Below are 22,086 nucleotides of genomic sequence, written 5' to 3' on the forward strand. Positions count from 1 at the left end.
GCGCGAGCACCGCGCCCTGTTGGAGCAATACGCTTTGATCGCCAGCATGAGTGCCAGAGGCAACTGCTACGACAACGCAGCAATGGAGAGTTGGAACCACAGTCTGAAGGTCGAGGCCATCCATGGTGAACACCTCGCCACACGGGAGCAGGCCAAGGCTCATGTGTTTGACTACATTGAGGTTGACTACAATCGGATCCGGCTGCACTCGACCCTGGGCTACCTCAGCCCAGAGCAGTACGAGCTGGCCAATGTCGCTTAGATAGGTGTCCGTAAATCAGGGGCAAGATCATACGTCCCTGTCGTGCTGATCCTTGCGCTCCACTGCGTTGAAGATCGCAACCTCCGTTTCGCGGTCAAGGACGCAACCAACCCGAGCTGGTACCGCCAGTCGGTCGGAAACGAGCAGTCGTGTACGTGCTGGAGACTCCTGATGAGTTCGAGACGGTCGCCCGGCACCGCGCCAGTGCTGTGTAGCGCTGCCCGCGGCAAGGTGTTCTGTCTCTCCGTGAGTTGCGCTACGTCCGTATCGAACATGAGCGCTCCAGCGGCATACGCGAGACCGTCGCGGCTGCGGTAGGCGCATACGCTCGATTCCCTCGGCTTCGCTTGTTCTGCTTCAGCAGGTGCTTGGCGACCTGCTCGAAGGCCTGCTGGGCCTTGGCGGTGCTGAGGGTTGCGAGGGTAATACTCATCGTTACGCCTCCGAATTGATGGGGAGGGTGTGGATGACGCAGATGCTGCGCGTGTAGGCCTGGAGGTCCGCGCAGAGTTCTGCGTAATGGAGGTCCTCGGCTTCGTGGGACTAACCTCCACTTGGTCCGCTCGGACTCGAAGACGGTGATGCAGGGGCGGGTGGAGGTTCTCGGGGAGGACTTGCGGGCCATACGGATTGCTTTTGATGGCGTGCGGGCATGAAAAGCCGCCTCGTAGGCACCCGATGGTGAGGGGGTGCAGCCTCAGGATCAGGAAGCAGACCATGGATTCAGTTAGTTCTCACAGCAATAAATGCGGTGGCGACCGACAGCATGAGGTGTTGGCACACGAATGCGTCACGGATATGGTGAACGTCACCGAATATAATGAGGTTTACGTAGAGCACCCGTATTGATTTCTGAAGTGTCGGCGTTGCGAGTCGGGTGTCTTAAAGCATCGCTGATTCTTTTCCGAAGACGAAGGCGGCATAGTGCTCTATTACCCGGCACGGTTGAAACGAAAGCGTCCCGAGTGGCTTTGGATGCTTTGGGGTGCCGAGGTGGGCTACCTTGGTGATCTATTACGTGAGGTTTACGATGCGCTAGCCGCGGATGCGACGATGCTCGCAGCTATGGGTGTCCGCGCAATGCTTGAGCGCTTGATGGTCACGAAGGTAGGAGATCAGGCGGCGTTCGCGAATACGATCGCAGCCTTTTTAAAGAACGGGAGCGTATCCAAGCGGGAGTACGCGTGCTTAAAAAAAATTTTGGAGGTGTGGCAAGCTGCCACCGATCGCGCCTTTAGGCCTACGAAGGGGGATACGTTTACGCCTCTGGATATTACGGAGCATCTGATTGCTGATCTCTATGTTCACGATGGCGCCGTTGATTGCGTATCAAACCGTGTCCTGCCGAGGGTGAGGGTGCAAAAGATTCCAGAGGAAAACGATAAACCATAGTGTCCTCATTAGTTCCAGTGCGGGTGTCAAAAAGCTATCATGAGTGTGGCATTGTGATAATGTGATAAAACGAATTAAATAAGGATGATCAAGATGCTTCAGGTACTACCGGAGTTCGAACAAAAGGCGGTCAGCAATGAACGTGGAACGCCTTTTATTATTAAGGCATATAAAGACAGTGATGGCGCTCTAGTCGTGCGTGTGCACGATGTTCCTACGCAGGCAGTTCGCGAAACTTACTCTGCCACTGAAGACGTGGTGACTGAGTTTGAGAAGAGTGCGAATGGAGTGTCAATGTACGATCACCTTTGCGAACAAGTCCTGGCGGACATGAAGCAGCCGGGTAATAAGTTATACGAAGCCTGAGTGCTATGGTGCTGAAGCTATCAGCACCAGAAGGCGTAAACGGTCCCGTCGAACTCTACGAGGGCGATATCACCGTTTAGCTCCATGTCCCGGACGTACTGTTCTTCGTCGAAGTACGGGCGAAGGTTCTCCGGGACATCTTTCAGGATGCCGAGGTCGTCAATAAAGTTGCCGCCCCATTCGCGCTTGCTGTCGGCTTTCCCGGCATACTTGTCCTGGAAGTCCTCGTGGATGAAGTTGGTCACGCCCTGGTGTTCGACCCAGGCACGGAAGGCGTCGCCATGTTCCTCGACACCCTTTACGAACTCTAGGATGTCGTCCAGATCCGGGTATTCCCCGAAGGTCGCGGGGATGCCGTCGTAGTCGTGTACGGCCCATTCCTCGGTGCTGGGGACTTCGCAGGAGTCGACGCCCCCCCCGCTTTGAGTAGCGGGTCTCCCGCTGGATTCGTTGAGGCCACACGCGATCTCAGTGGCCCTCTCGGCGCACTGCGCGACAAGGCCACTCAGCCGCTCAATTCAGGCGTTCAATATCGAGAGCAAAGTTCACCTTCTGCCCGCGTTTGTCTCGGTCAATTTCCAAATGCCCCAACTTCTCTGATTTGAACGTGATCACCACCGAAGGCTTCTGTGCAGACGATGACCGGAACACTCCGTCACCTGTTTTTTCCAAGAGGACAGGGCCTCCAGTCGCATCGGCTAGATCGCGAGGGGGAGTCACCTTAAGGTGGTCGTTGTCGACGCTCTGAATAACCGTGATGGTGGACTCGCCGGCCTCGGCGGGAACGCCATGCATTGCCCAACGACCATTGAGCGCGGTCGGTGACACATCGGCGCTCAACGCCGTCGTTGTTGCTCCCAACATAACCAGGCACGATAGAGCTGCGGCCAAGCGCCGACTCGCCAATGTACGCCTGCCCATATTCGGCAGCGACTCGTTAGAGGGATGAGACCATTGCATGGTTGAGCCTCCAAGTATGTTCTATTCGAGCCTATCCGTGCCCCGGATGCCGTGCTATGGCCATAAGTCACTAAGCGAAGTCTTCGAGACCCACAATACCGTTTAGGCTTTATTCGCAGGTGGCAAGGTCAGCAGCACGGTCGGCTTCGACCCGTGCCCATTCCTCACGGACTTCATGCTGTGGGTCATGCACCACGTCGACAACCTGCTCAAGGAAATGGGCGTTCCGGCGAAGTAAGGCGAAAATCGGTCGTATAGGAATCGCCCCTGCGAGTGATCGCAGGGGCGATTTTTTTGACGGAGCCTTTAAGCGGGCAGGCTCATGTGAATCAAGGGAAACGGACGCCCCTCGCCATCCAGGGGAGAGCGCCCCGTCTGGACAAACCCGTAGTGGAGATAGAAGCCTACGGCCTGGGGGTTTTGTTCGTTTACATCGACACCCAGGGTGTCGTGGGAGCTGCGGACGTGATCCAGCAGCATGCGGCCGATGCCTTTCCCGCGAAGATCCGGTTCGATGAAAAGCATCTCGACGTGGTTTTCATTGAGCCCGATAAACCCCTGCGGACGGTCGTCGGTATCTACCGCCACCCATAGCTCGACGGCGGGCAGGTAGATATCGCGGAGCTGTGGAAGCAGCGCGACGATGTCGGATTCCTGTAGGAAATGGTGAGTGGCACGCACGGAGCGCTGCCAAATGTCGAGCAGCACCGTATGGTCGGCAGCCGTCGCCTGACGAATGATCATGGAATCATCCTTACACTTGATATCGGAATAGGAAGGAGCGCCAATCAATGGCGACCGTATAAGTGTCGGCACCGTGTATGACCGCTTCGCGAGTTAACGCCTGGGCGGTGCACAGCAGAGGTGTGCCGAAAAGGAAGGAGGCAGAACAATAATTAGTGGCTTTTTCGGTGTCAAGCGACATTGGTAGTGGCGATGTGCTGCTTTTACCCATAAAAAAACCGCCGATATGCCGGCGGTTTTTTGTGGGTGGATGCTCGGCTGGCTCGTTAGAACATGAGGCCCATCAGTTTCACGAAGCCGACGGCGGCGGCGAACAGTCCTGCCGTGGCGACGAAGGGATACCAACGGGCTTCCGCGTTGATCTTCGCGGTCTCGGCCATCAGCTTTCCGATCTCGGCTCGGATTTTCTCTCGCTCGTCGCGGGTCATGGTCTGGGCGTCGGTCATCGGTTTTTCCAAGCCTATCACTGTCAGAGTAGCGAATTGCCGGCGAGGATCGGCCTGTGAAGGCAATTCGTTTGCGATGCTACGCGTCACTCTCGACGCAGGCATTCGGCGATACGTACGACGTCTCGTAAGCCTCGGCCGCAGGCTTGCGTGAGGCGTGGACAGGGAATGTTCCCCGGATGCTCAGATTCTGTAATCGAAGCTGCCGATGTAGATCAGTTCGAAGCCGTCGCCCTTGACCGAGCGTGGCGCTGCGATCTGGTCGCTACTGATGAATAGCAGCAGGGTAGCGTCGTCCAGTTCGTGCTCCCGGGCGGCGGCACATACCGCACCTGACCACTCCGAGGCATAGGAATGCGGCGCGAAGAACGCCTTCAGTGACAAGTCGGGCGCCCGTTCGCCGGTCTCCATGAAGTCGTGGTCGCAGAATGTCTCGCCCTGCGACGCGTAGAACGCCGACAGGGCTTCCTCGTCGTCTTCCCGGTCGTAGTGTTCGGCAAGGAATGCGGCGTAGTTTGCCGGATCCGTCACCCTGCCGAGGTAGAAGTGGGAGGTTTCCGTGGTGCGCATCTGACCTCCCGGTGTGACGGCATTCCGCGACCATCATTCATTTCATCCACAGCCTGTGTGGATAGTCGTTGCATAACGTTGTGGATAACCCTCTCCAGGCCTTGTGGGGCGCGGGTTAGGGTTGGAGTGGTCAATGCGTTGCCAGCAGGGCGGCGATGACCGACCATCAGAGCAGCTTTACGACGACCGCTGCCGCCACCCCTAGGGCACTGACGATGATTGCCCCGAGGGCTACGGCGGGGTAGTACCGCAATTCGGCCTGAATCTTCGACGTCTCAGCGCTGAGCTTCATGGTTTCGGCCATGAGCTTGCTGATGTTGGCGTTGATTTGCTGGCGGTCGATGTCGCTCATGGTTCTGGCCTGGGCCATGGGTGCGCTCCTAGCGTATCACTGACAGTACGACCCGGTGCCGGGTGGTGACCGGCTATCGGGAGGCACCGTTCCAAGAATACGCACCCGTTAGGATCAAGGCTTTAGGACGGCAGCTTCAATGCCCGTAGGAATTCGGACGGACGCGCTCAACGCGTCGCCAGCAACTCACGCAGGGCGTCCCTGCGCTCATCAAGGATGCGGTCCGAATAGGGTTCTGCATTGCCAGAGCCCCAGACGGGGCCAGGCCATGCGGCGTCGCCCTCGACGCGCGCCACAACATGCACGTGCAGTTGCCGGACGATATTGCCCAGTGCACCGATGTTGAGCTTGTCGCATCGCGCCACGGCGCGCAGTGCGGCGCCGGCAGCATCCACTTCGCGCCAGAGCATCGCGCGATCGGACTCGGAGAGGTCGGCAACCTCCACGAGTCCGGCTTGCCTCGGCACCAGCACCAGCCAGGCGAAGCGTGCGTCGCGCATCAGTAGCACGCGACACAGAGGCAAGTCACCGACGACGACGGTGTCGCCGGCGAGTCGTGGATCGAGGTCGAAGGTTGCGGTCACGCGAGTTCGGTCTCGAAGAAGGTGCGCGTGCGTTCCCAGGCGATCTTCGCGCTGGCTTCGTCGTAGCTGGCGCGCACGTCGCAGTTGAAGCCGTGGTCGGCCGGGTAGACCCAGGTATCCATCTCCGGCTTCAGCTCGCGATGCTTCTCGACCATCTCGGGCGGGATCGAATGGTCGCGCTCGCCGAAGTGGAAGATCACGTTGGCCTTGGCCTTCTCGGACAGGAAGGGCACGTTGCGCGAACCGTAGTAGCTGGACGAAGGCAGGCCGAGGCGCAGGGCGGCGAGCAGGGCGACGGTGCCGCCCCAGCAATAGCCAACCGTGCCGACCTTCACCTTGTAATGGTGGGCCAGGTACTTCGCCGCGGCCTCCACGTCCTGGGTGGGGCGCAGCAGGCCCAGTTCGGAGATGTATTTCACGCCCTTGGACATGCCCTCCTGGTCGTAGCCCAGCTCCACGCCCTTCTGGACGGGGTCGAACAGGGCCGGGGCGATGGCGACGAAGCCCTCGGCAGCGAAACGGTCGGTCACGCTGCGGATGTGGGCGTTGACGCCGAAGATTTCCTGGATGACGACGATGCCGCCGCGCGGTTCCACGCCTTTGGGTGGCTCGGCGAGGTAGGCGTCCATGTGCTCGTGGTGGGGTCGGGAGGTATCGAGGGACAGGGTGCGGCCCATGGGGGAGTCTCCGTCGGGGGTGAGAAAGCCTGAAGGGTAACCGGCTTCACGGTCGATCGTCCTGACTCGGCCGGCTGCCGTCATACCCGCTATAATGCGCGGTTTCCCCGCTCCGGTACCCACGGCAATGTCCCAGGCCGCCCAGACCCAGAAGATTGGCTTCGTTTCACTTGGTTGCCCCAAGGCGCTAGTGGACTCCGAGCGCATCCTGACCCAGCTCAAGGTCGAGGGTTACGAAATCGTACCCAGCTACGACGCGGCCGATGCCGTGGTCGTGAACACCTGCGGCTTCATCGATTCCGCCGTGCAGGAGTCGCTCGACGCCATCGGCGAGGCGCTGCACGAGAACGGCAAGGTGATCGTCACCGGTTGCCTGGGCAAGCGCTAGGAGCTGATTCGCGAGAGCTATCCCGACGTGCTGGCGATCACCGGTCCGCAGGACTATGCCTCGGTGATGAGCGCGGTGCACAAGGCGCTGCCGCCGGCGCGCAACAAGTTCCTCGACCTAGTGCCGGACACGGGCGTCAAGCTCACGCCGAAGCACTACGCGTACCTGAAGATCTCCGAGGGCTGCAACCACCGTTGCAGCTTCTGCATCATCCCGTCCATGCGCGGCGACCTCGTCAGCCGTCCGGTCGACCAGGTGTTGATCGAGGCCGAGAAGCTGGTCAAGGGTGGTGTGAAAGAGCTGCTGGTGATCTCGCAGGACACCAGCGCCTACGGCGTGGATGTCCGTTACGCGGAGCGCGAATGGCGCGGCAAGCAGTACCGCACGCGCATGACTGAGCTTTGCGAAGGCCTGTCCGAGCTGGGCGTGTGGACGCGTTTGCACTACGTCTACCCGTATCCGCATGTGGACGAGGTCATGCCGTTGATGGCGGAGGGCAAGATCCTCCCGTACCTCGATATCCCGTTCCAGCATGCCAGCCCGCGCATCCTCAAGCTGATGAAGCGCCCGGGCAACGTCGACAAGACGCTGGAGCGTATCCAGAACTGGCGTCGTCACGTGCCGGACCTCACCATCCGCAGCACCTTCATCGTCGGCTTCCCCGGCGAAACCGACGCCGAGTTCAACGAGTTGCTCGACTTCCTGCGTGAGGCCGAGCTGGATCGCGTGGGTGCGTTTGCCTATTCGCCGGTGGACGGCGCCAAGGCCAACGAGCTGCCGGGTCAGGTCGACGAAGAGCTGAAGGAGGATCGCCTGGAGCAGTTCATGGCGGTGCAGGCCGAGATCTCGGCCGCCAAGCTCCAGCGTAAGGTCGGCAAGACCATCCGCGTGCTCGTGGACGAGATCGACGCCGACGGTGCCTGGGGTCGTTCCAGCGCCGATGCGCCGGAAATCGACGGTGCCGTGCGCATCGACGATGGCCAGCTGCTCAAGGCGGGCCAGTTCGTCGATGTGGTGGTTGAGGAAGCCGACGCCCACGACCTTTACGGTCGCCTGGCCTGATCCATGCGTTACGTGGCGCCGACGCGGGAGGCGCTGGATCGCAGCGTGCTGGCGTCGCCGCTGCTGGCGCACTGGGATGAGTTCGCCACCTTCGTCGAAGGTGGCGAATGGCCCGATATCGAGACGCTGAATGCTCTATGGCCGCCTGGTGGCGGCATGCGCTTTATTGCTCAGGACGCCGATCTGCTGGCTGATGGCCAGCATTACGAAGAGCGCATCGCTCGCCAGGGCGCCATCGCGACGCGACCCGCTAACTGGCACGATCTGTTCAATGCCTTCGTCTGGCTTCGCTACGGCGCGATCAAGCGCGCCCTGAATGCACGGCAGGTGGCAGAGATCGCCCTTATGGGGCCGCGCGAGCGCTCGCGTCCGCAGTGTGCGCTGACCCATTTCGACGAGGCGGGCATGATCGTCAGCCTGCGCGATCCGGCGATGCTCCAGGCGTGGGATCGCCACGATTGGCACGGTCTGTTTCGCACGCATCGCGATGCCTGGTTGTCGGGTGAGGCGAGCGTCGAGGTGTTCGGGCATGCGTTGCTTGAACACGCGCTTACGCCTGACAAGCTGCTGGTGGGCAAGGCCCTGGTGGTGATGGGTGGCGACGCCGTGCGGGTTTGCGCGGACGCTATCGCCTCCGGCGCGGTACTCAACGATCCGCAGGAGTTACGACCGTTGCCGGTGTCCGGTGTGCCGGGGTGGCATCCGGATACGGATGAGGATGCGTTCTATGCGACGGCGCCGTGTTTTCAGCCGGTGAGGGAAGGGCGGGTGTATCCGTTGCCTTTGGTTTCCGTGGCGTCGCAGTGAAGCTCGTCGCACCGGCGCAGGTCGGTGCCCACGGCGAGGTGTTGAAGGATAGGGTGGCGATAACCGATTGCCGCGCTGTAGGCACCGGCCTGCGCCGGTGCGACGGGGTGGTGATAGCGACCATGTCCTGTCCATAAAAAACGCCGCTCTTTCGAGCGGCGTTTTTCATTGCATCGACAGCAGGGATTAACCCTGGCCGCGCGAGGCCTTCTTGCGGTCGGCTTCCGTCAGGTGCTTCTTGCGCATGCGGATTTCCTTCGGCGTGACTTCGACCAGCTCGTCGTCGTCGATGAAGTCCAGTGCCTGCTCCAGCGTGAACTTGGTGGCCGGGGTCAGCTGGATCGCGTCGTCCTTGCCCGAGGCGCGCATGTTGGTCAGCGGCTTCGGCTTGATGGCGTTGACCGTGAGGTCGTTGTCCTTCGCGTGGATGCCGATGAGCTGGCCTTCGTACACGGAGTCACCTTCGGCGGCGAACAGCTTGCCGCGTTCCTGGAGGGGTCCGAGCGAGTAGGCCGGGGTGTTGCCCGGGGCGTTGGCGATCATGACGCCGTTCTGGCGCTTGGCGATCGGGGCAGGGGTGTACGGACCGTAGTGCTTGAACACGTGGAACAGCAGGCCCGAGCCCTGGGTGAGGGTCTTGAACTGGTTCTGGAAGCCGATCAGGCCGCGAGCCGGGATTTCGTACTCGAGACGCACGCGACCCTGGCCGTCGGAGACCATGTTCTTCAGGTCGCCCTTACGGATACCGAGGCGCTCCATCACGCCGCCCTGGTGGACTTCTTCGATGTCGATCACGAGTTCTTCGATCGGCTCCATCTTCTGGCCGTCGATTTCCTTGAGGATGACTTCCGGACGCGACACGGCCAGCTCGTAGCCTTCGCGGCGCATGTTTTCGATCAGCACCGAAAGGTGCAGTTCGCCGCGGCCCGAGACCAGGAACTTGTCAGCGTCGGAGCCGTCTTCGACGCGAAGGGCGACGTTGTGCACCTTTTCGCGGTCGAGGCGCTCACGCAGCTGGCGGCTGGTCAGGAACTTGCCGCCCGAGAGGTCCTTGTTGCCGACGAACGGCGAGTTGTTGACCTGGAAGGTCATGCTGATCATCGGCTCGTCGACGCTCAGCGCCGGCAGCGCTTCCGGCGTGTCGAGCGCGGTGACCGTGTCGGAAATGGTCAGGTCGGGGATGCCCGAGATGGCGACGATGTCGCCGGCTTCCGCCGTGTCCTGCTCGATGCGCTCGAGGCCGAGGAAGCCCAGCACCTGGACGATCTTGCCCTGGCGCTTCTTGCCTTCGCGATCGATCACGGCGACCGGCATGCCCTTCTTCAGGGTGCCGCGCTGGATGCGGCCGATGCCGATGACGCCGACGAAGTTGTTGTAGTCGAGCTGGCTGATGCGCATCTGGAAGGCGCCTTCCGGATCGACGTCCGGCTTGGGCGCGTGCTGCATGATGGCTTCGTACAGCGGGGTCATGTCGCCTTCGCGGACGTTCTCGTCGAGCGAAGCGTAACCATTCAGCGCCGAGGCGTAGACGATCGGGAAATCCATCTGCTCATCGGTGGCGCCGAGCTTGGCGAAGAGGTCCCACACCTGCTCGACGACCCACTCCGGACGCGCGCCCGGGCGATCGACCTTGTTGACGACCACGACCGGCTTGAAGCCCATCGCGAAGGCCTTCTGGGTGACGAAGCGCGTCTGCGGCATCGGGCCGTCCATCGCGTCGACCAGGATCAGCACGGTGTCGACCATCGACAGCACGCGCTCGACTTCGCCACCGAAGTCGGCGTGTCCCGGGGTGTCGACGATGTTGATGCGGTTCTTGACGCCCTTCTTCTTGTCTTCCCAGGTGATCGCCGTGTTCTTGGCGAGGATCGTGATGCCACGCTCCTTTTCCTGGTCGTTCGAATCCATGACGCGCTCGGCGAGCACGGTACGCTCGTTCAGCGTGCCCGACTGCTTCAGAAGCTGGTCGACGAGGGTGGTCTTGCCATGGTCGACGTGAGCGACGATGGCGATGTTTCGCAGGAATTCGATCGACATGCGGTATGCGCCGGCTTGATGCCGGATCGCCTCTTTGGTTTGGGAAGCCGCCGATTATAAAGGATTTTGACGACTTTCGCATGACGCCGGGCGGGCCTGTTCATCCGGCCCGCCCGGCGCGCCGTTCAGGGTTCGATCGCCGGGCCGCGGCAAAGGGCCGGCAGATACTGCTTTTCGATACCTTCGGCCTCGCAATCCCAGTCCACGCGGTCCTTTTCCACGCGGGGCGTGAGGATGAGCTGGCCGGAGTCGAGCTTGGCATTGGTCTTGTGCGGCGGCGTGGCGTCGAGGGTGATCTCGATCGCGCCGCCCTGGCCAATGGCGACCGATCCGGCGTAGTCGTTGCCTAGGGTGTCGGGCTTGCCCAGGCCGGCGGCGGCGTTGTTTGCTGGGAAGCGGCCCGTTGCCAGGCGCTTGCTCGCCACGGCGGCCTTCACGGGAGCGGCGGCCTCCAGTGCGGACGCCACCTGGGCGCGGATGATGTAGTTCTGGTACTGGGGTATCGCGATGGCGGCGAGGATGGCGGCGGTGCCCACCATGCTGCCGCTGCCGCTCTGGCCCAGCAGTTCGAACGGGGTTTCCTGGTAAGTGAACGACAGGGCCAGGGTGTCCTGGTCGGTCTCGATCGCGGCGCCGAGGACGCCCTTGTCGGGCAGGCCCAGCGTGTGGGCCGACGGCAGCGTGGCGATGTCGGCATCCGAGCCGGAGGCGGCCGCCAGGACCTGCAAGATCTGGATATACGTGTAGTAGGCGTCGCGCTGGGCGCCATGGGACGTGGCGGTGAAGCCGATCAGCGTGCGGTCGCCCGGGTAGTGGCGATGGCTCAGCCAGTCCGCCAACGAGGTGTCCGGCTTGGCGGCGACGCGATCGGAAAGCGCCTGCGGCACCTTGGCCATGACGATCCAGTCGCCGTCCTCGATCCACCAGGACTTGCCGCCCATGCGACCGATCAGGTCGGCGAGGGGCTTCATCGACGGCTCGTCCTTGGGCAGGAACTCCGTGCCTTGCGGCGGGCTGGAGACCCAATGCACCTCAGCGCCATCGACCTGCGTCGTACCGGTCTTCCAGCCGCGCGAGGCTAGGGAGGTCAGGTGGTCGCGCCAGACCTTCATGTCGCGCGTCCGCAGGGCGTAGTAGGTACCGGCGTCGTCGGCGAACACCACCAGCTCGGGGCCGAACCAGCGCGGGTAGTCCGCAAAGGAGGCATCGAAGCGCTGCTTCAGCTTGTTGTCGAGTTCACGGTACTTGGCGGCGGCGTCCGGTCCGAAGTCGAGGTTGAGGTTGTCTTCGAAGTGCTTGAACGCATCCGGGCCGGGCAGGGCGAAGGTAAGGGCCCAGCGCGGTTCGCCGGCCGTCTTGATCGTGGGCGCGAACGAGGTGGGAGCGAGGTATTGCAGGATGCGCGCCTGGGGTGCATGGGTGATGAAGCGGAATTGGCCCTGGCCGTCCACCGTGCCGGCGCCGAAGGCAATGGCGTCTGCCTTGGTCGCGAAGTCGGCAGGCAGGCGGCCGAGCGGATTGTCGCCGGCCTGGGCGGCGGCGACACCGCCGATGCCGCGCACCGTCAGCCAGCCGAACAGGCCCTGGCCCGAGGTGTGGATACGTGATTCCAGGGTCTTCAGCGAGGCAGGCGCCGAGTCGGCGGTGGCCTTGTCGATGTCGGCGATCAGGGCGTCCAGCTTCGCGGCGTCGCTGGGGTCCTTCACGGCCTGCGTGGCCCACAGGCGATGGATCGCCACGTCGTAGCGCACCACGCCGCCGCTAGTGAGCGTGCCATTGCCCTTGGCGTCCAGCGGGCCGGTGAGGATCGGCGACGTGGTCGAGAGCGAGGCCAGTCGGGCGTTGAAGGCATCGACCGACGGGTATCCGAGCACAGCGGTCACGACGATGCGCGACGTTGGTGACGGTATGCCGAGCGGGTCGATCAGGGCCACTTCGACCGGCGAGCGCAGGTCATCAAGTAGCAGCGACAGCACCGAGGCGATTTTCAGGTCGGCAAGGGCCTTGTCCTTCGCGATGCTCTCGCGAAGCGTCGCGACGACATCGAGATGGGCCTTGGCCGACAGGGCAGCATCGAGCGGGCGCCCGTTCGGCGTGCCGCCGATCATGGTCCAGGGCGAAGGAATGCGGACGTAGGAGACCGTTTGTGCGGGCAGGTGCTGGCGCAGCCAGGCGGGAGAAGAGATCGCGGCCTGGGCGGCGGCGATGGCCTTCGGGTCCGCGGTGGGTGTCTCGTCGCCACCCTTGTGACAGGCGGCCAGGCCGAGAGCCGCGACGATCGCGGCGGACAGCAGGACGGTACGGCGTGCAGTCATTGCTCTGTATCCCCTTGAAGTCATCCGGCTCCTGCCGGGAGCGGGAGGATAGCAGCGCGTGGCGGGGGCGTAAGTTACCCTTGTCTCATCGACGGCTACAGGGAACCTGCCGAATGATCGAGAGGGTGAAGCGTTCCGTGGGCTGGCCGCTGGCGATCGCCGTGGTCGTCCTGGCCTTGGCCAGCGTCGTGTCTGCATGGGCCGTCCGTCAGCCGATGCTCGTGCCGTCGCGCCACGCCATGGAAGGTGCCTATCTCCGTCCCCGGGATCATTTCACGACGGTGTTCTGGCGATTGGGTGGCCGTGTCGACCGCGATCCGGCGGCCTTGCATGCGCTGCGGCACGCCGCCTTGGCCTGTAGTGGGCGAGTGTCCTCGAACTGGTCAAGATACCGGAACCTGTCCACCAGTGAAAAGGTGTTCCATCGATGGCAGCTGCAATATTGCCGAGGCCGCTCGCAGGCCGGCTGGGCGACGGCCTACGCCACCGGGGAATGGATAGACCTGAAGCAGCGTCATCCCAACTGGAACATCCAGAAGGGCGAGAAGACGTTTCCGCCCGATTTTTTCGGAAGCGTCGTCCGCGATGCACCGCCTCCCGATATCCGCCTGGTGCAAATAGTGCTGGCCGAGCACGAAGGGCATGACGTGCCATGGCCTTTCGGCATCGATGTGGTCGCGCATTCGCTGCGCGCCGCCGGGCTGCCGCATTACCAGCGCATGGCGCTGCGCCTTCTGGAATGCGACATCGTGGGTGGTTGTGGGCCGCGTGGCGTGATGACGTTCGAGCTGTGTCGTGAAGCGAACGACTGCGCGGCCGACCTGTCGACGGCCGATCTGGTGAGGAAGCGTCATTCGCCGGAGGAGGTCGCGATCATCGAGACGCTTCATCGTCGCCTGCTCGAGCAGCGTCGAGCCTATGCGTCGTCGCACTACGCGCGCCCCGATCCGTATTGACCTAGGATGGCCGCCATCTTCAAGGGACGGCCACCAATGCCCGATATCGACACCTACGGCGACGTGCGCGCTACCACGCACCGCAATGGCGACGATCTGCTCAGCGCCGGCCTGGGCTTGCGTGGACTGGCAGGGGTGCTCGCATCGTTCGCGGACGCCGTGTCGCCGACGCCGGCGGAATTGCGTCGACGCGCGATCCAGTCGAGTTGGAAAGGCATCGCCGATCTCGGGCGCAAAGGCGGCTTCGGCAGCGTGTATGGCGCGGTGCCGGACGTGCCCGGCCGCGAGTACACGACATTCGCCCAACTGACGGGTGCCATGGCGCCGCACCGGGTGCTGGTCCAGGTACCCGACGGATTCGATCGCAAGCGTCGCTGCCTCGTGGTCACCGCGTCGTCCGGCTCGCGGGGCATCTATGGCGCCATCGCGCTGGCCGGTGGCTGGGGCCTGCCTCGCGGTTGCGCGGTGGCCTATACCGACAAGGGTGGTGGCGCCGGCTACTTCGATACGACGGACGACACGGGTGTGGCGTTGGATGGCACGCGTCGACGCATCGGCGAGACACGTCTGGAATTCGAGCCGGCGAGCCCCGCCCGGGACGCCGGCATCGCGGTGAAGCATGCCCATTCGGGAGACCACCCCGAAGCCGACTGGGGGCGGCATGTGCTCCAGGCTGCCCACTTCGGGCTGGCGATGTTGGACCGGGCCTTCCCGGACGAGGCGCCGTTCACGCCCGGCAACACCACGATCATCGCGACGGGCATCTCCAATGGCGGTGGCGCCGTGCTGCGGGCCGCGGGGGAGGACGTCGACGGCCTGCTCGACGCGGTGGTCGCCCTGGAGCCGAATATCCATGTCGAGGGGCAGGGCAGGCCGTTCTTCGACTACGGCACGGAGGCGGGGCTGTGGTTGCCCGCCGCCATGGCGTCCTCGCGCTTCGATGCTCTTCCCTTCGCCAGGGTGGGGATCACCCAGCCTCCGGCCTGGGGGCTCCGGGCCACGTCGCTGCGCGCGCACGGCCGCCTCGCTGCCATGTTGCCCGCGCGATGGGCGGACGAGGCGTTGGAACGTCTGGTCGAGCGAGGCTGGCGGGAGGAGGCCTTCGCGGCCGCCGCCTGTTCTACCGCGCTTGACCTCTGGCGCGTCATCGCCGCGCCTTATGCCTCGGCCTATCTCCGGCGGCCGGTGGGCGAGATGCCCCTAGGCTTTTTATACAAGGCGCCTCGGGGGCTGCCGGGTGAGTCCGCGATCCGCGCTGCCTGGTGGTCCGATGGCGCGGGCTTGCCGCCGGGTCCGGGCATTGTGCTGGAGGGCGGCACGGATCTCTCGATGGACCCGCTCCTGCCCGGGCAGATGGCGCTCGAAGGCCTGTGGGCCGGGCAGGGCGACGATGCCGCCATGCTGCGCCAGGCGGTGGAGATGACGGCGGCGGCCCTGCCGCGTGGAGGCTTGCCCGTGATCGTCGTGCATGGCGCGGCCGATGGCCTGATTCCCGCCACCTTCGCCTCCGATCCTTATGTGCGCTGGCTGCGGGCCGAGGGCCGGGCGCCGGTGTACTGGCGGGTGCCGCACGCCCAGCATTTCGACGCCTTCCTTTCGTTCCCTGAATTCGGCGATCTCTTCGTGCCCTTGCTGCCCTATGGTTACGCGGCGCTCGACCGGGCCTTGGCGCATGTCGCCCAGGGCAGGGCGCTGCCGGAGGACGCGGCGGTGCGCGATGCCCGGCCTCGCGGCCGCGGGATGCTGACCGCCGATGCCCTGGGCTTATCGCTTTCCTGACCCCTTCCTCACACTCGGTCGCTTGAAGTCTTGGGTTCGGGGCGCCATCTTCGGTAGCCTTTACGGCCCCTCCGGTCCGTTCGCGAGAGCGATCGGGTCGATTTTCAACGAGTTACAGGAATCGAGATGACCATCAACGTCACCATGAAGACCAACAAGGGCGATATCCACCTGCGCCTGCACGACGAGAAGACCCCGGTGACGGTGGCCAGCTTCGTCAACCTGGCCAAGCGTGGCTATTACGACGGCCTCTCGTTCCACCGCGTCATCGCCGACTTCATGGTTCAGGGCGGCTGCCCCGAGGGTTCGGGTCGTGGCGGCCCGGGCTACCGTTTCGGCGACGAGTTCGACGCCAGCCTCAAGCACGACAAGCCGGGCGTCCTGTCCATGGCCAACGCCGGCCCGGGCACCAACGGCTCGCAGTTCTTCATCACCCACGGTCCGACCCCGTGGCTGGACGGCAAGCACAGCGTCTTCGGCGAGATCGTGGGCGCGGAAGACCAGAAGGTGGTCGACGCCATCCGCCAGGACGACAAGATCGAAGAGCTCATCGTCGAGGGTGATGTGGACGCGCTGCTGGCGAAGCAGGCGGACAACGTGGCCAAGTGGAACGAAGTGCTCGACGCCCGCTGAGCAAGACGTACCCTGCTTCAGAAACGCCGCCTCAGGGCGGCGTTTCTGTTTCTGTAGGAGCGCGCTTGCGCGCGATCGCGCGCAAGCGCGCTCCTACAGAGACGTCATGCTAAAATGGGCGCCTTTGCTCCGTCCCCACAAAGCCGAGGAACCGATGCCGAAGCTCGCCACGCGTATGGGCCGCGCCAAGCCCAGTGCGATCATGGTCATTGCCGAAAAGGCCAAGCGCCTGAAAGCGGAGGGCCGCGATATCGTCAGCTTCTCCATCGGCGTCCCCAACTTCCTTCCCGGCGAGCACGTCTACGCCGCCGCCCGCGAGGCGCTGTCGAAGGACTCTGGCCAGTACGGCAGCAACCGCGGCGCTGACGCGCTGCTGGATGCATTCTTGAAGCACATCGAGGCGCTGGGCCTCACCGGTTACGGTCGCGAGAACATCAGCACCGGCGTGGGCGCCAAGCAGATCCTCTACAACCTGGCCGAGGCCATGCTCGACGAAGGCGACGAAATCGTCTTCCCGGCGCCGTATTGGACTAGCTACCTCGACATCGCCGAAATCGTCGGCGCGAAGATCAACATCCTGCCTTGCCCGCCCGAGCAGCATTACAAGCTCACCCCGGCGCAGCTCGAAGAGGCCCTCAAGCGCAAGCCGCGCGTCTTCCTCTTCAACAATCCGTCCAATCCCACTGGCATGGTTTATACGCGCGAAGAAATCGCCGCGCTGGCCGATGTGCTGGTGAAGTATCCGGACACCTGGATCATCACCGACGACATCTACAACACCATGGTGTTCGACGGGGTGGGTTACCACAATTTCGTGCAGCTTCGTCCCGAGCTGCGCGACCGCACGGTGTTCACCGACTCGCTGTCGAAGACCTACGGCATGCCGAGCTGGCGCGTGGGCTTCATCGCGGCGCCGGCCGAAGTGGCCAAGGCGGTGACCACGCTCAACTCCAACCACATCACCAGCCTGCCTGAGGTGGCCACGGCCGCGGCCATTGCCGCGCTGTCGGGTCCGCAGGATATTCCGGCGAAGATGTGCAAGGAGTTCGCGGCCAAGCGCGATCGCGTCTACGACGCGCTGGTGTCGATCCCCGGCGTGGTCTGCCCGCGTCCGCAGGGTGCGTTCTACGCTTTCCCTGATATCTCGGTGGCCTTCGGCAAGAAGCACAACGGCGTGGAAATCACGGACGACGTCACCTTCTGCGCGGCGCTGCTCGAGGCCAAGGGCGTAGCCTGCGTGCCGGGTTCTGCCTTCGGCGAGCCGCGTTCGCTGCGCATTTCCTATTCCTGCCCGGACGAGGCGCTCGACAAGGGCATGGCCCGCATCGTCGAGTTCTTCGCCGAGCTTTCCTGATCGTCAGTCCAAAAGCGATATTCCTTAAGGAGTCGAAAGATGAAAGCACCCGTTCGCGTTGCCGTGACCGGCGCAGCCGGCCAGATCGGTTATGCCCTCCTGTTCCGTATCGCCGCCGGCGACATGCTGGGTCCCGACCAGCCGGTCATCCTGCACCTGCTCGAAATCACCCCGGCGTTGCCGGCCCTCCAGGGCGTGGTGATGGAGCTCAACGATTGCGCGTTCCCGACGCTCGCGGGCGTGGTCGCCACCGATGACGTCAACGTCGCCTTCAAGGACGTCGACTACGCCCTGCTCGTCGGCGCGCGTCCGCGCGGCCCGGGCATGGAGCGCAAGGATCTGCTCGAAGCCAACGGCGCCATCTTCGGTCCGCAGGGCAAGGCCCTCAACGACCACGCCAAGCGCGACGTGCGCGTGCTGGTCGTCGGCAACCCGGCCAACACCAACGCCCTCATCGCCCAGCAGAACGCTCCGGACCTCGATCCGAAGTGCTTCACCGCGATGGTCCGCCTCGACCACAACCGCGCGCTGTCGCAGCTGGCCGAGAAGACCGGTACGCATTCGACCGACATCAAGAAGCTCACCATCTGGGGCAACCACAGCTCCACCCAGTACCCGGACCTGCACACCACCACGGTGAAGGGCAAGGCGGCGCTGGAGCAGGTCGACCAGGCTTGGTACGAGAGCGACTTCATCCCGACCGTGCAGCAGCGCGGCGCCGCCATCATCAAGGCTCGTGGTGCTTCGTCGGCCGCATCGGCTGCCTCGGCCGCCATCGACCACATGCGTGACTGGACCCTCGGCACCGCCGAAGGCGATTGGGTTTCCATGGCGATCCCGTCCGACGGTTCGTACGGCGTCGAGCCGGGTGTGATCTTCGGCTACCCGGTCACCGTGAAGGATGGCAAGTACGCCATTGTCCAGGGTCTGGCGATCAACGCGTTCTCGCAGGCGCGCATCGACGCGACCGAAAAGGAACTGCGCGAAGAGCGCGCTGGCGTCGAGCACCTGTTCGCCAAGAAGTAATCCTTCTTCGGTGCAATGAAAAAGGCCGCGTCTCACGACGCGGCCTTTTTTTGTTTCTGTAGGAGCGCGCTTGCGCGCGACCGGGGGTGACCATGCATCCGGTCGCGCGCAAGGCGCGCTCCTACAGTTACATCAGGAGTGCTCGCCTTCCTTCGGCGGCGTGCCACGACCTTCGATGTGTCCACCGAAGCCCATGCGCATCGCGGAGAGCAGGCGCTCGGCGTAGGTGTGGTCCTGGCGCGAGCGGAAACGGGCGAAGAGGGCGGAGGTGAGCACCTCGGCCGGCACGGCTTCCTCGATGGCGGCGTTGACGGTCCAGCGGCCTTCGCCGGAGTCGTTGACGTAGCCGGAGTAGTTGTCCAGCTCCGGGCCCTTGGCCAGGGCGCTGGCCGTGAGGTCGAGCAGCCAGGACGACACGACGCTGCCGCGACGCCAGACTTCGGCGATGTCGGCCATGTCGAGGTCGTAGCGCTCGCGCTCCGGCAGCTGGGTGCCGTTGCGGTTCTTCAGGATGTCGAAGCCTTCCGCAAACGACTGCATCATGCCGTACTCGATGCCGTTGTGGATCATCTTGACGAAGTGACCCGCACCGGCCGGGCCGGCGTGCATGTAGCCGTTCTCGACACGCGCGTCGCGGCCTTCGCGGCCTTCGGTGCGCGGAATGTCACCGGCGCCCGGGGCGAGGGTTTTGAAGATGGGGTCGAGGTAGTCGACCGTGGGCTTGTCGCCCCCGATCATCATGCAGTAGCCGCGATCCAGGCCCCACACGCCGCCGGAGGTGCCGACGTCGACGTAATGCTGGCCCTTGGTGGCCAGTTCCTCGGCGCGACGGGCGTCGTCCTTGTAGAAGGTGTTGCCGCCGTCGATGACGATGTCGTCCTTGCCCAGCAAGCCGGACAGGGTCTGGATCGTGTTCTCGGTGATCTCGCCGGCTGGCAGCATCACCCAGACGACCTTGGGCGAGGGCAGGGCCTTGACCAGGGCCTCGAGCGATTCGACCGCTTCGCCGCCGTCTTTCGCCAGAGCGGCACGGGCGTCCGCGTTGTTGTCGTAGACGACGGTCTGGTGACCGTCCCTCATGAGGCGGCGGGCGATGTTGCCGCCCATGCGGCCCAGACCGATCAAACCGATTTTCATGCGTGGGGTCCTCGATGGATTCAACGGGAGGGGATATGCGGTCCGCGGAGCGGTATGCAAGCCATAAAGGAGATTATCGCTCCAATCGTGGCAAATCGGGAAAAATCGCGACTTTGTAACCGATGGCGAGCGAAAATTTCGTCATGCTCCCTGACTTTCGGCACGGTGGGCTGTTTCATCGCGAGGGGTACGCTGGGGTGTCGTCTACAGGGTGTTACCAATGAACTACGCTGCCCGCCTCTCCCTCGCCGCCATGGCTATCGCGGGGGCGCTCGGCGCCTCGGCCGCGACCTACGATCCACGCGAGACCTTCGCTCCCTTCGCCTGGCCGCAGCCGGTCACGGCCTATCGCTCGGGTAGCGGCATGCCCGGTCCGTTGTATTGGCAGAACCATGCCGACTACGACCTGGCCGCCACGCTCGATCCGGCCAAGGGCACGCTGGTGGGTAACGCCACCATTCATTACACGAACAACAGCCCCGACGCGCTCGACGTGCTCTGGCTGCAACTGGACGAGAACCGCTTCACCGCCGACGCGCGCGGCAACTTCACCTCGGGCAAGATGCCGTCGCGCCATACCGATGGCTATCGCATCGCCACGGTGACAGTGGAGCAGGGCGGTAAGACGCAGAAGGCGAGCTATGTGGTGTCTGACACGCGCATGCAGGTGCGCCTGCCGCAGCCGCTGCCGGCGCGCGGCGGCACGCTGTCGCTGACCATCGCATATTCCTACGACCTTCCTGGCGACTTCGGTGGTCGCACGGGCTTCGCGCCGTCGAAGAACGGCAACATCTACGAGATGGCGCAGTGGTATCCGCGTATGTGCGTCTACGACGACCTGCGTGGCTGGGATACCGCGCCCTACCTCAACAGCGAGTTCTATCTCGAATACGGCGACTTCCATTACGCGATCACCGTGCCCTCCGACATGATCGTGGCCGGTTCGGGTGAGCTGGTGAATCCCGAGGACGTGCTCACGAATTCGCAGCGCGAGCGCCTGGCGAAGGCCCGCGAGAGCGACGCCACGGTGATGATCCGCACGCCGGCGGAGGTGACCGACCCCGCCAGCCGTCCGAAGCGGGGCGGTACGCTCACCTGGAAGTTCCGCATGCAGAACACGCGCGACGTGGCCTTCGGAGCATCCACCGCCTATGTGTGGGACGCGGCGCGGATCAACCTGCCCGAGGGGCGCAAGGCGCTGGCGATGTCGGTGTATCCGGTGGAAAGCTCCGGCAAAGAATCATGGAGCCGCTCCACGGAGTACATGAAGGCGGCGGTCGAGCACTTCTCGGAGAAGTGGTATCCCTACCCGTATCCGGTGGCGGTGAACGAGGGTGGCTCCGCCGCCAGTGGCATGGAGTATCCGGGCCTGGTCTTCGACCCCATGGAAGCCTCGCCGAAGGAACTGCACATGGTCACGGCCCACGAGATCGGCCATACCTGGTTCCCGATGATCGTCGGCACCGACGAGCGTCGCAACGCGTGGATGGACGAGGGTTTCAACACCTTCATCGATGTCTACGAGGCTGATGCCTTCCACAAGGGCGAGTTCGCTCCCAAGCGCGACGGTGAGTACGCGCCCAAGGGCGGGAACCCGGTGGACGAGATCCTGCCGCTGCTGGCCGACCGGAACGCGCCCCCGCTGTTGATCGGCGCCGACATGGTCAAGGAGAAGTACCGCCACCCCGCCACGTACTTCAAGTCGGCGCTGGGCCTGGTGCTGTTGCGCGAGCAGATCATCGGCCCGGAGCGTTTCGATCCGGCATTTCGCAAGTACATCGCCACCTGGGCCTACAAGCATCCCACGCCGTCGGATTTCTTCCGACTGATGGAGAGCGAGGCGGGCGAGGACCTGTCCTGGTTCTGGCGTGGCTGGTACGCCAACAACTGGGAATTGGATATGGCCGTGATGGGGGTGGACGGCAACACCGTCACCGTCGAGAATCGCGACCAGCTGGTGATGCCGGCGACGCTGCGGGTGACCTTCGACGACAAGTCCACCCGTGACATCCGCATCCCCGTGGAGACCTGGCAGCAGCACACCTCGTTCGGCGTGGTGGTGCCGGGCAAGGGGCGTATCGTGGCCGCCACGATCGACCCCGATCACCGCATTCCCGATCGCGACCGCTCCAACGACACCTGGCCCCGCTGACCCGACACATGTCTCCCCGTACCGCCGCCTCCCACCTGTTCGCCATGATCCTCGCCGCGGTGGCGTGGCCGACCCTGCTCTTGCAGT

At 63.7% G+C, this 22,086-nt stretch carries 22 protein-coding genes and 1 pseudogene; 11 read left to right on the forward strand and 12 right to left on the reverse strand.

Annotated features, from left to right (window positions below):
• Positions 1 to 262 (forward strand): IS3 family transposase (locus GAK28_RS12190; protein ID WP_291774508.1); only part of this gene is annotated, 262 nt, incomplete at its 5' end.
• Between the two features lie 256 nt (positions 263 to 518).
• Here the strand turns inward: GAK28_RS12190 and GAK28_RS12195 are convergent.
• Positions 519 to 695 (reverse strand): hypothetical protein, encoded by a 177-nt coding sequence (locus tag GAK28_RS12195; protein WP_291779217.1) that lies wholly within the window; start codon positions 693 to 695, stop codon positions 519 to 521.
• A gap of 491 nt (positions 696 to 1,186) precedes the next feature.
• On the opposite strand from GAK28_RS12195, the gene GAK28_RS12200 reads away from it, so the two are divergent.
• Entirely contained in the window at positions 1,187 to 1,654 is a 468-nt protein-coding gene (locus tag GAK28_RS12200) for a DUF4145 domain-containing protein (protein WP_291779220.1), read from the forward strand.
• 84 nt (positions 1,655 to 1,738) lie between these two features.
• The gene (locus tag GAK28_RS12205) at positions 1,739 to 2,020 is read left to right on the forward strand and encodes a hypothetical protein (protein WP_291779222.1); all 282 of its coding nucleotides are present in this window, start codon (positions 1,739 to 1,741) and stop codon (positions 2,018 to 2,020) included.
• Positions 2,021 to 2,040: 20 nt separating this feature from the next.
• On the opposite strand, the gene GAK28_RS12210 is transcribed toward GAK28_RS12205, so the two are convergent.
• From GAK28_RS12210 to GAK28_RS12245, 8 genes are all read right to left on the reverse strand, one after another.
• Complete coding sequence (locus GAK28_RS12210) at positions 2,041 to 2,538, reverse strand: antirestriction protein ArdA (RefSeq protein WP_343161872.1); 498 nt, start codon at positions 2,536 to 2,538, stop codon at positions 2,041 to 2,043.
• Positions 2,534 to 2,980, reverse strand: coding sequence for a hypothetical protein (locus tag GAK28_RS12215; protein WP_291779226.1), 447 nt, complete (start codon positions 2,978 to 2,980; stop codon positions 2,534 to 2,536). The genes GAK28_RS12210 and GAK28_RS12215 overlap by 5 nt, the downstream gene beginning before the upstream one ends.
• A gap of 306 nt (positions 2,981 to 3,286) precedes the next feature.
• Complete coding sequence (locus tag GAK28_RS12220; RefSeq protein WP_291779229.1) at positions 3,287 to 3,724, reverse strand: acetyltransferase; 438 nt, start codon at positions 3,722 to 3,724, stop codon at positions 3,287 to 3,289.
• Between the two features lie 266 nt (positions 3,725 to 3,990).
• Entirely contained in the window at positions 3,991 to 4,170 is a 180-nt protein-coding gene (locus GAK28_RS12225; protein ID WP_291779233.1) for a hypothetical protein, read from the reverse strand.
• Between the two features lie 183 nt (positions 4,171 to 4,353).
• The gene (locus GAK28_RS12230; RefSeq protein ID WP_291779236.1) at positions 4,354 to 4,740 is read right to left on the reverse strand and encodes an immunity 22 family protein; all 387 of its coding nucleotides are present in this window, start codon (positions 4,738 to 4,740) and stop codon (positions 4,354 to 4,356) included.
• A 166-nt stretch (positions 4,741 to 4,906) separates the two neighbouring features.
• Positions 4,907 to 5,092 carry a hypothetical protein gene (locus GAK28_RS12235; protein WP_291779239.1) on the reverse strand — a complete coding sequence of 62 codons (186 nt, stop codon included), beginning with the start codon at positions 5,090 to 5,092 and terminating at the stop codon, positions 4,907 to 4,909.
• 167 nt (positions 5,093 to 5,259) lie between these two features.
• A complete protein-coding gene (locus GAK28_RS12240) occupies positions 5,260 to 5,676 on the reverse strand; it encodes an HIT family protein (protein ID WP_291779242.1) in 417 nt (138 codons plus the stop codon).
• The gene (locus tag GAK28_RS12245) at positions 5,673 to 6,353 is read right to left on the reverse strand and encodes a dienelactone hydrolase family protein (protein ID WP_291779245.1); all 681 of its coding nucleotides are present in this window, start codon (positions 6,351 to 6,353) and stop codon (positions 5,673 to 5,675) included. Before GAK28_RS12245 ends, GAK28_RS12240 begins: the two co-directional genes overlap by 4 nt.
• Positions 6,354 to 6,480: 127 nt before the next feature.
• Here GAK28_RS12245 and rimO point away from each other — a divergent pair.
• Positions 6,481 to 7,803, forward strand: a pseudogene (rimO, locus tag GAK28_RS12250) (30S ribosomal protein S12 methylthiotransferase RimO).
• A 3-nt stretch (positions 7,804 to 7,806) separates the two neighbouring features.
• Complete coding sequence (locus tag GAK28_RS12255; protein ID WP_291779248.1) at positions 7,807 to 8,610, forward strand: DUF3025 domain-containing protein; 804 nt, start codon at positions 7,807 to 7,809, stop codon at positions 8,608 to 8,610.
• Between the two features lie 186 nt (positions 8,611 to 8,796).
• Here the strand turns inward: GAK28_RS12255 and typA are convergent, their stop codons facing one another.
• Entirely contained in the window at positions 8,797 to 10,647 is a 1,851-nt protein-coding gene (gene typA, locus GAK28_RS12260; protein WP_291779251.1) for a translational GTPase TypA, read from the reverse strand.
• A 125-nt stretch (positions 10,648 to 10,772) separates the two neighbouring features.
• Positions 10,773 to 12,962: a pilin gene (locus tag GAK28_RS12265; RefSeq protein ID WP_291779254.1), complete on the reverse strand. Its 2,190-nt coding sequence runs from the start codon at positions 12,960 to 12,962 to the stop codon at positions 10,773 to 10,775.
• Between the two features lie 113 nt (positions 12,963 to 13,075).
• Here GAK28_RS12265 and GAK28_RS12270 point away from each other — a divergent pair, with 113 nt between their 5' ends.
• From GAK28_RS12270 to GAK28_RS12290, 5 genes are all read left to right on the forward strand, one after another.
• Positions 13,076 to 13,918 carry a hypothetical protein gene (locus GAK28_RS12270; RefSeq protein ID WP_291779257.1) on the forward strand — a complete coding sequence of 281 codons (843 nt, stop codon included), beginning with the start codon at positions 13,076 to 13,078 and terminating at the stop codon, positions 13,916 to 13,918.
• Positions 13,919 to 13,954: 36 nt separating this feature from the next.
• Positions 13,955 to 15,697, forward strand: a complete 1,743-nt coding sequence (locus tag GAK28_RS12275; protein ID WP_291779260.1) for a 3-hydroxybutyrate oligomer hydrolase family protein — start codon at positions 13,955 to 13,957, stop codon at positions 15,695 to 15,697.
• Between the two features lie 126 nt (positions 15,698 to 15,823).
• Entirely contained in the window at positions 15,824 to 16,330 is a 507-nt protein-coding gene (locus GAK28_RS12280; RefSeq protein WP_291779263.1) for a peptidylprolyl isomerase, read from the forward strand.
• 154 nt (positions 16,331 to 16,484) lie between these two features.
• Positions 16,485 to 17,684, forward strand: a complete 1,200-nt coding sequence (locus GAK28_RS12285) for a pyridoxal phosphate-dependent aminotransferase (protein WP_291779266.1) — start codon at positions 16,485 to 16,487, stop codon at positions 17,682 to 17,684.
• Between the two features lie 39 nt (positions 17,685 to 17,723).
• Positions 17,724 to 18,710 carry a malate dehydrogenase gene (locus GAK28_RS12290; protein ID WP_291779269.1) on the forward strand — a complete coding sequence of 329 codons (987 nt, stop codon included), beginning with the start codon at positions 17,724 to 17,726 and terminating at the stop codon, positions 18,708 to 18,710.
• A gap of 132 nt (positions 18,711 to 18,842) precedes the next feature.
• Here the strand turns inward: GAK28_RS12290 and gnd are convergent, their stop codons facing one another.
• The gene (gene gnd, locus GAK28_RS12295; RefSeq protein WP_291779271.1) at positions 18,843 to 19,847 is read right to left on the reverse strand and encodes a phosphogluconate dehydrogenase (NAD(+)-dependent, decarboxylating); all 1,005 of its coding nucleotides are present in this window, start codon (positions 19,845 to 19,847) and stop codon (positions 18,843 to 18,845) included.
• A gap of 220 nt (positions 19,848 to 20,067) precedes the next feature.
• On the opposite strand from gnd, the gene GAK28_RS12300 reads away from it, so the two are divergent.
• Entirely contained in the window at positions 20,068 to 21,999 is a 1,932-nt protein-coding gene (locus tag GAK28_RS12300) for a M1 family metallopeptidase (protein WP_291779273.1), read from the forward strand.
• The last annotated feature ends 87 nt before the right edge of the window (positions 22,000 to 22,086 follow it).

The sequence above is a fragment of the Luteibacter sp. genome, from assembly GCF_009912395.1.
Taxonomy (GTDB): Bacteria; Pseudomonadota; Gammaproteobacteria; order Xanthomonadales; family Rhodanobacteraceae; genus Luteibacter.

Coding starts and splice junctions, on each gene's coding strand:
- GAK28_RS12290 (WP_291779269.1), top strand. CDS start 17,724: ATGAAAGCACCCGTTCGCGTTGCCGTGACCGGCGCAGCCGGCCAGATC.
- GAK28_RS12285 (WP_291779266.1), top strand. CDS start 16,485: ATGCCGAAGCTCGCCACGCGTATGGGCCGCGCCAAGCCCAGTGCGATC.
- GAK28_RS12205 (WP_291779222.1), top strand. CDS start 1,739: ATGATCAAGATGCTTCAGGTACTACCGGAGTTCGAACAAAAGGCGGTC.
- GAK28_RS12270 (WP_291779257.1), top strand. CDS start 13,076: ATGATCGAGAGGGTGAAGCGTTCCGTGGGCTGGCCGCTGGCGATCGCC.
- GAK28_RS12245 (WP_291779245.1), bottom strand. CDS start 6,353: ATGGGCCGCACCCTGTCCCTCGATACCTCCCGACCCCACCACGAGCAC.
- GAK28_RS12275 (WP_291779260.1), top strand. CDS start 13,955: ATGCCCGATATCGACACCTACGGCGACGTGCGCGCTACCACGCACCGC.
- GAK28_RS12215 (WP_291779226.1), bottom strand. CDS start 2,980: ATGCAATGGTCTCATCCCTCTAACGAGTCGCTGCCGAATATGGGCAGG.
- GAK28_RS12230 (WP_291779236.1), bottom strand. CDS start 4,740: ATGCGCACCACGGAAACCTCCCACTTCTACCTCGGCAGGGTGACGGAT.
- GAK28_RS12235 (WP_291779239.1), bottom strand. CDS start 5,092: ATGAGCGACATCGACCGCCAGCAAATCAACGCCAACATCAGCAAGCTC.
- GAK28_RS12255 (WP_291779248.1), top strand. CDS start 7,807: ATGCGTTACGTGGCGCCGACGCGGGAGGCGCTGGATCGCAGCGTGCTG.
- GAK28_RS12280 (WP_291779263.1), top strand. CDS start 15,824: ATGACCATCAACGTCACCATGAAGACCAACAAGGGCGATATCCACCTG.
- GAK28_RS12195 (WP_291779217.1), bottom strand. CDS start 695: ATGAGTATTACCCTCGCAACCCTCAGCACCGCCAAGGCCCAGCAGGCC.
- GAK28_RS12265 (WP_291779254.1), bottom strand. CDS start 12,962: ATGACTGCACGCCGTACCGTCCTGCTGTCCGCCGCGATCGTCGCGGCT.
- typA (WP_291779251.1), bottom strand. CDS start 10,647: ATGTCGATCGAATTCCTGCGAAACATCGCCATCGTCGCTCACGTCGAC.
- gnd (WP_291779271.1), bottom strand. CDS start 19,847: ATGAAAATCGGTTTGATCGGTCTGGGCCGCATGGGCGGCAACATCGCC.
- GAK28_RS12300 (WP_291779273.1), top strand. CDS start 20,068: ATGAACTACGCTGCCCGCCTCTCCCTCGCCGCCATGGCTATCGCGGGG.
- GAK28_RS12225 (WP_291779233.1), bottom strand. CDS start 4,170: ATGACCGACGCCCAGACCATGACCCGCGACGAGCGAGAGAAAATCCGA.
- GAK28_RS12220 (WP_291779229.1), bottom strand. CDS start 3,724: ATGATCATTCGTCAGGCGACGGCTGCCGACCATACGGTGCTGCTCGAC.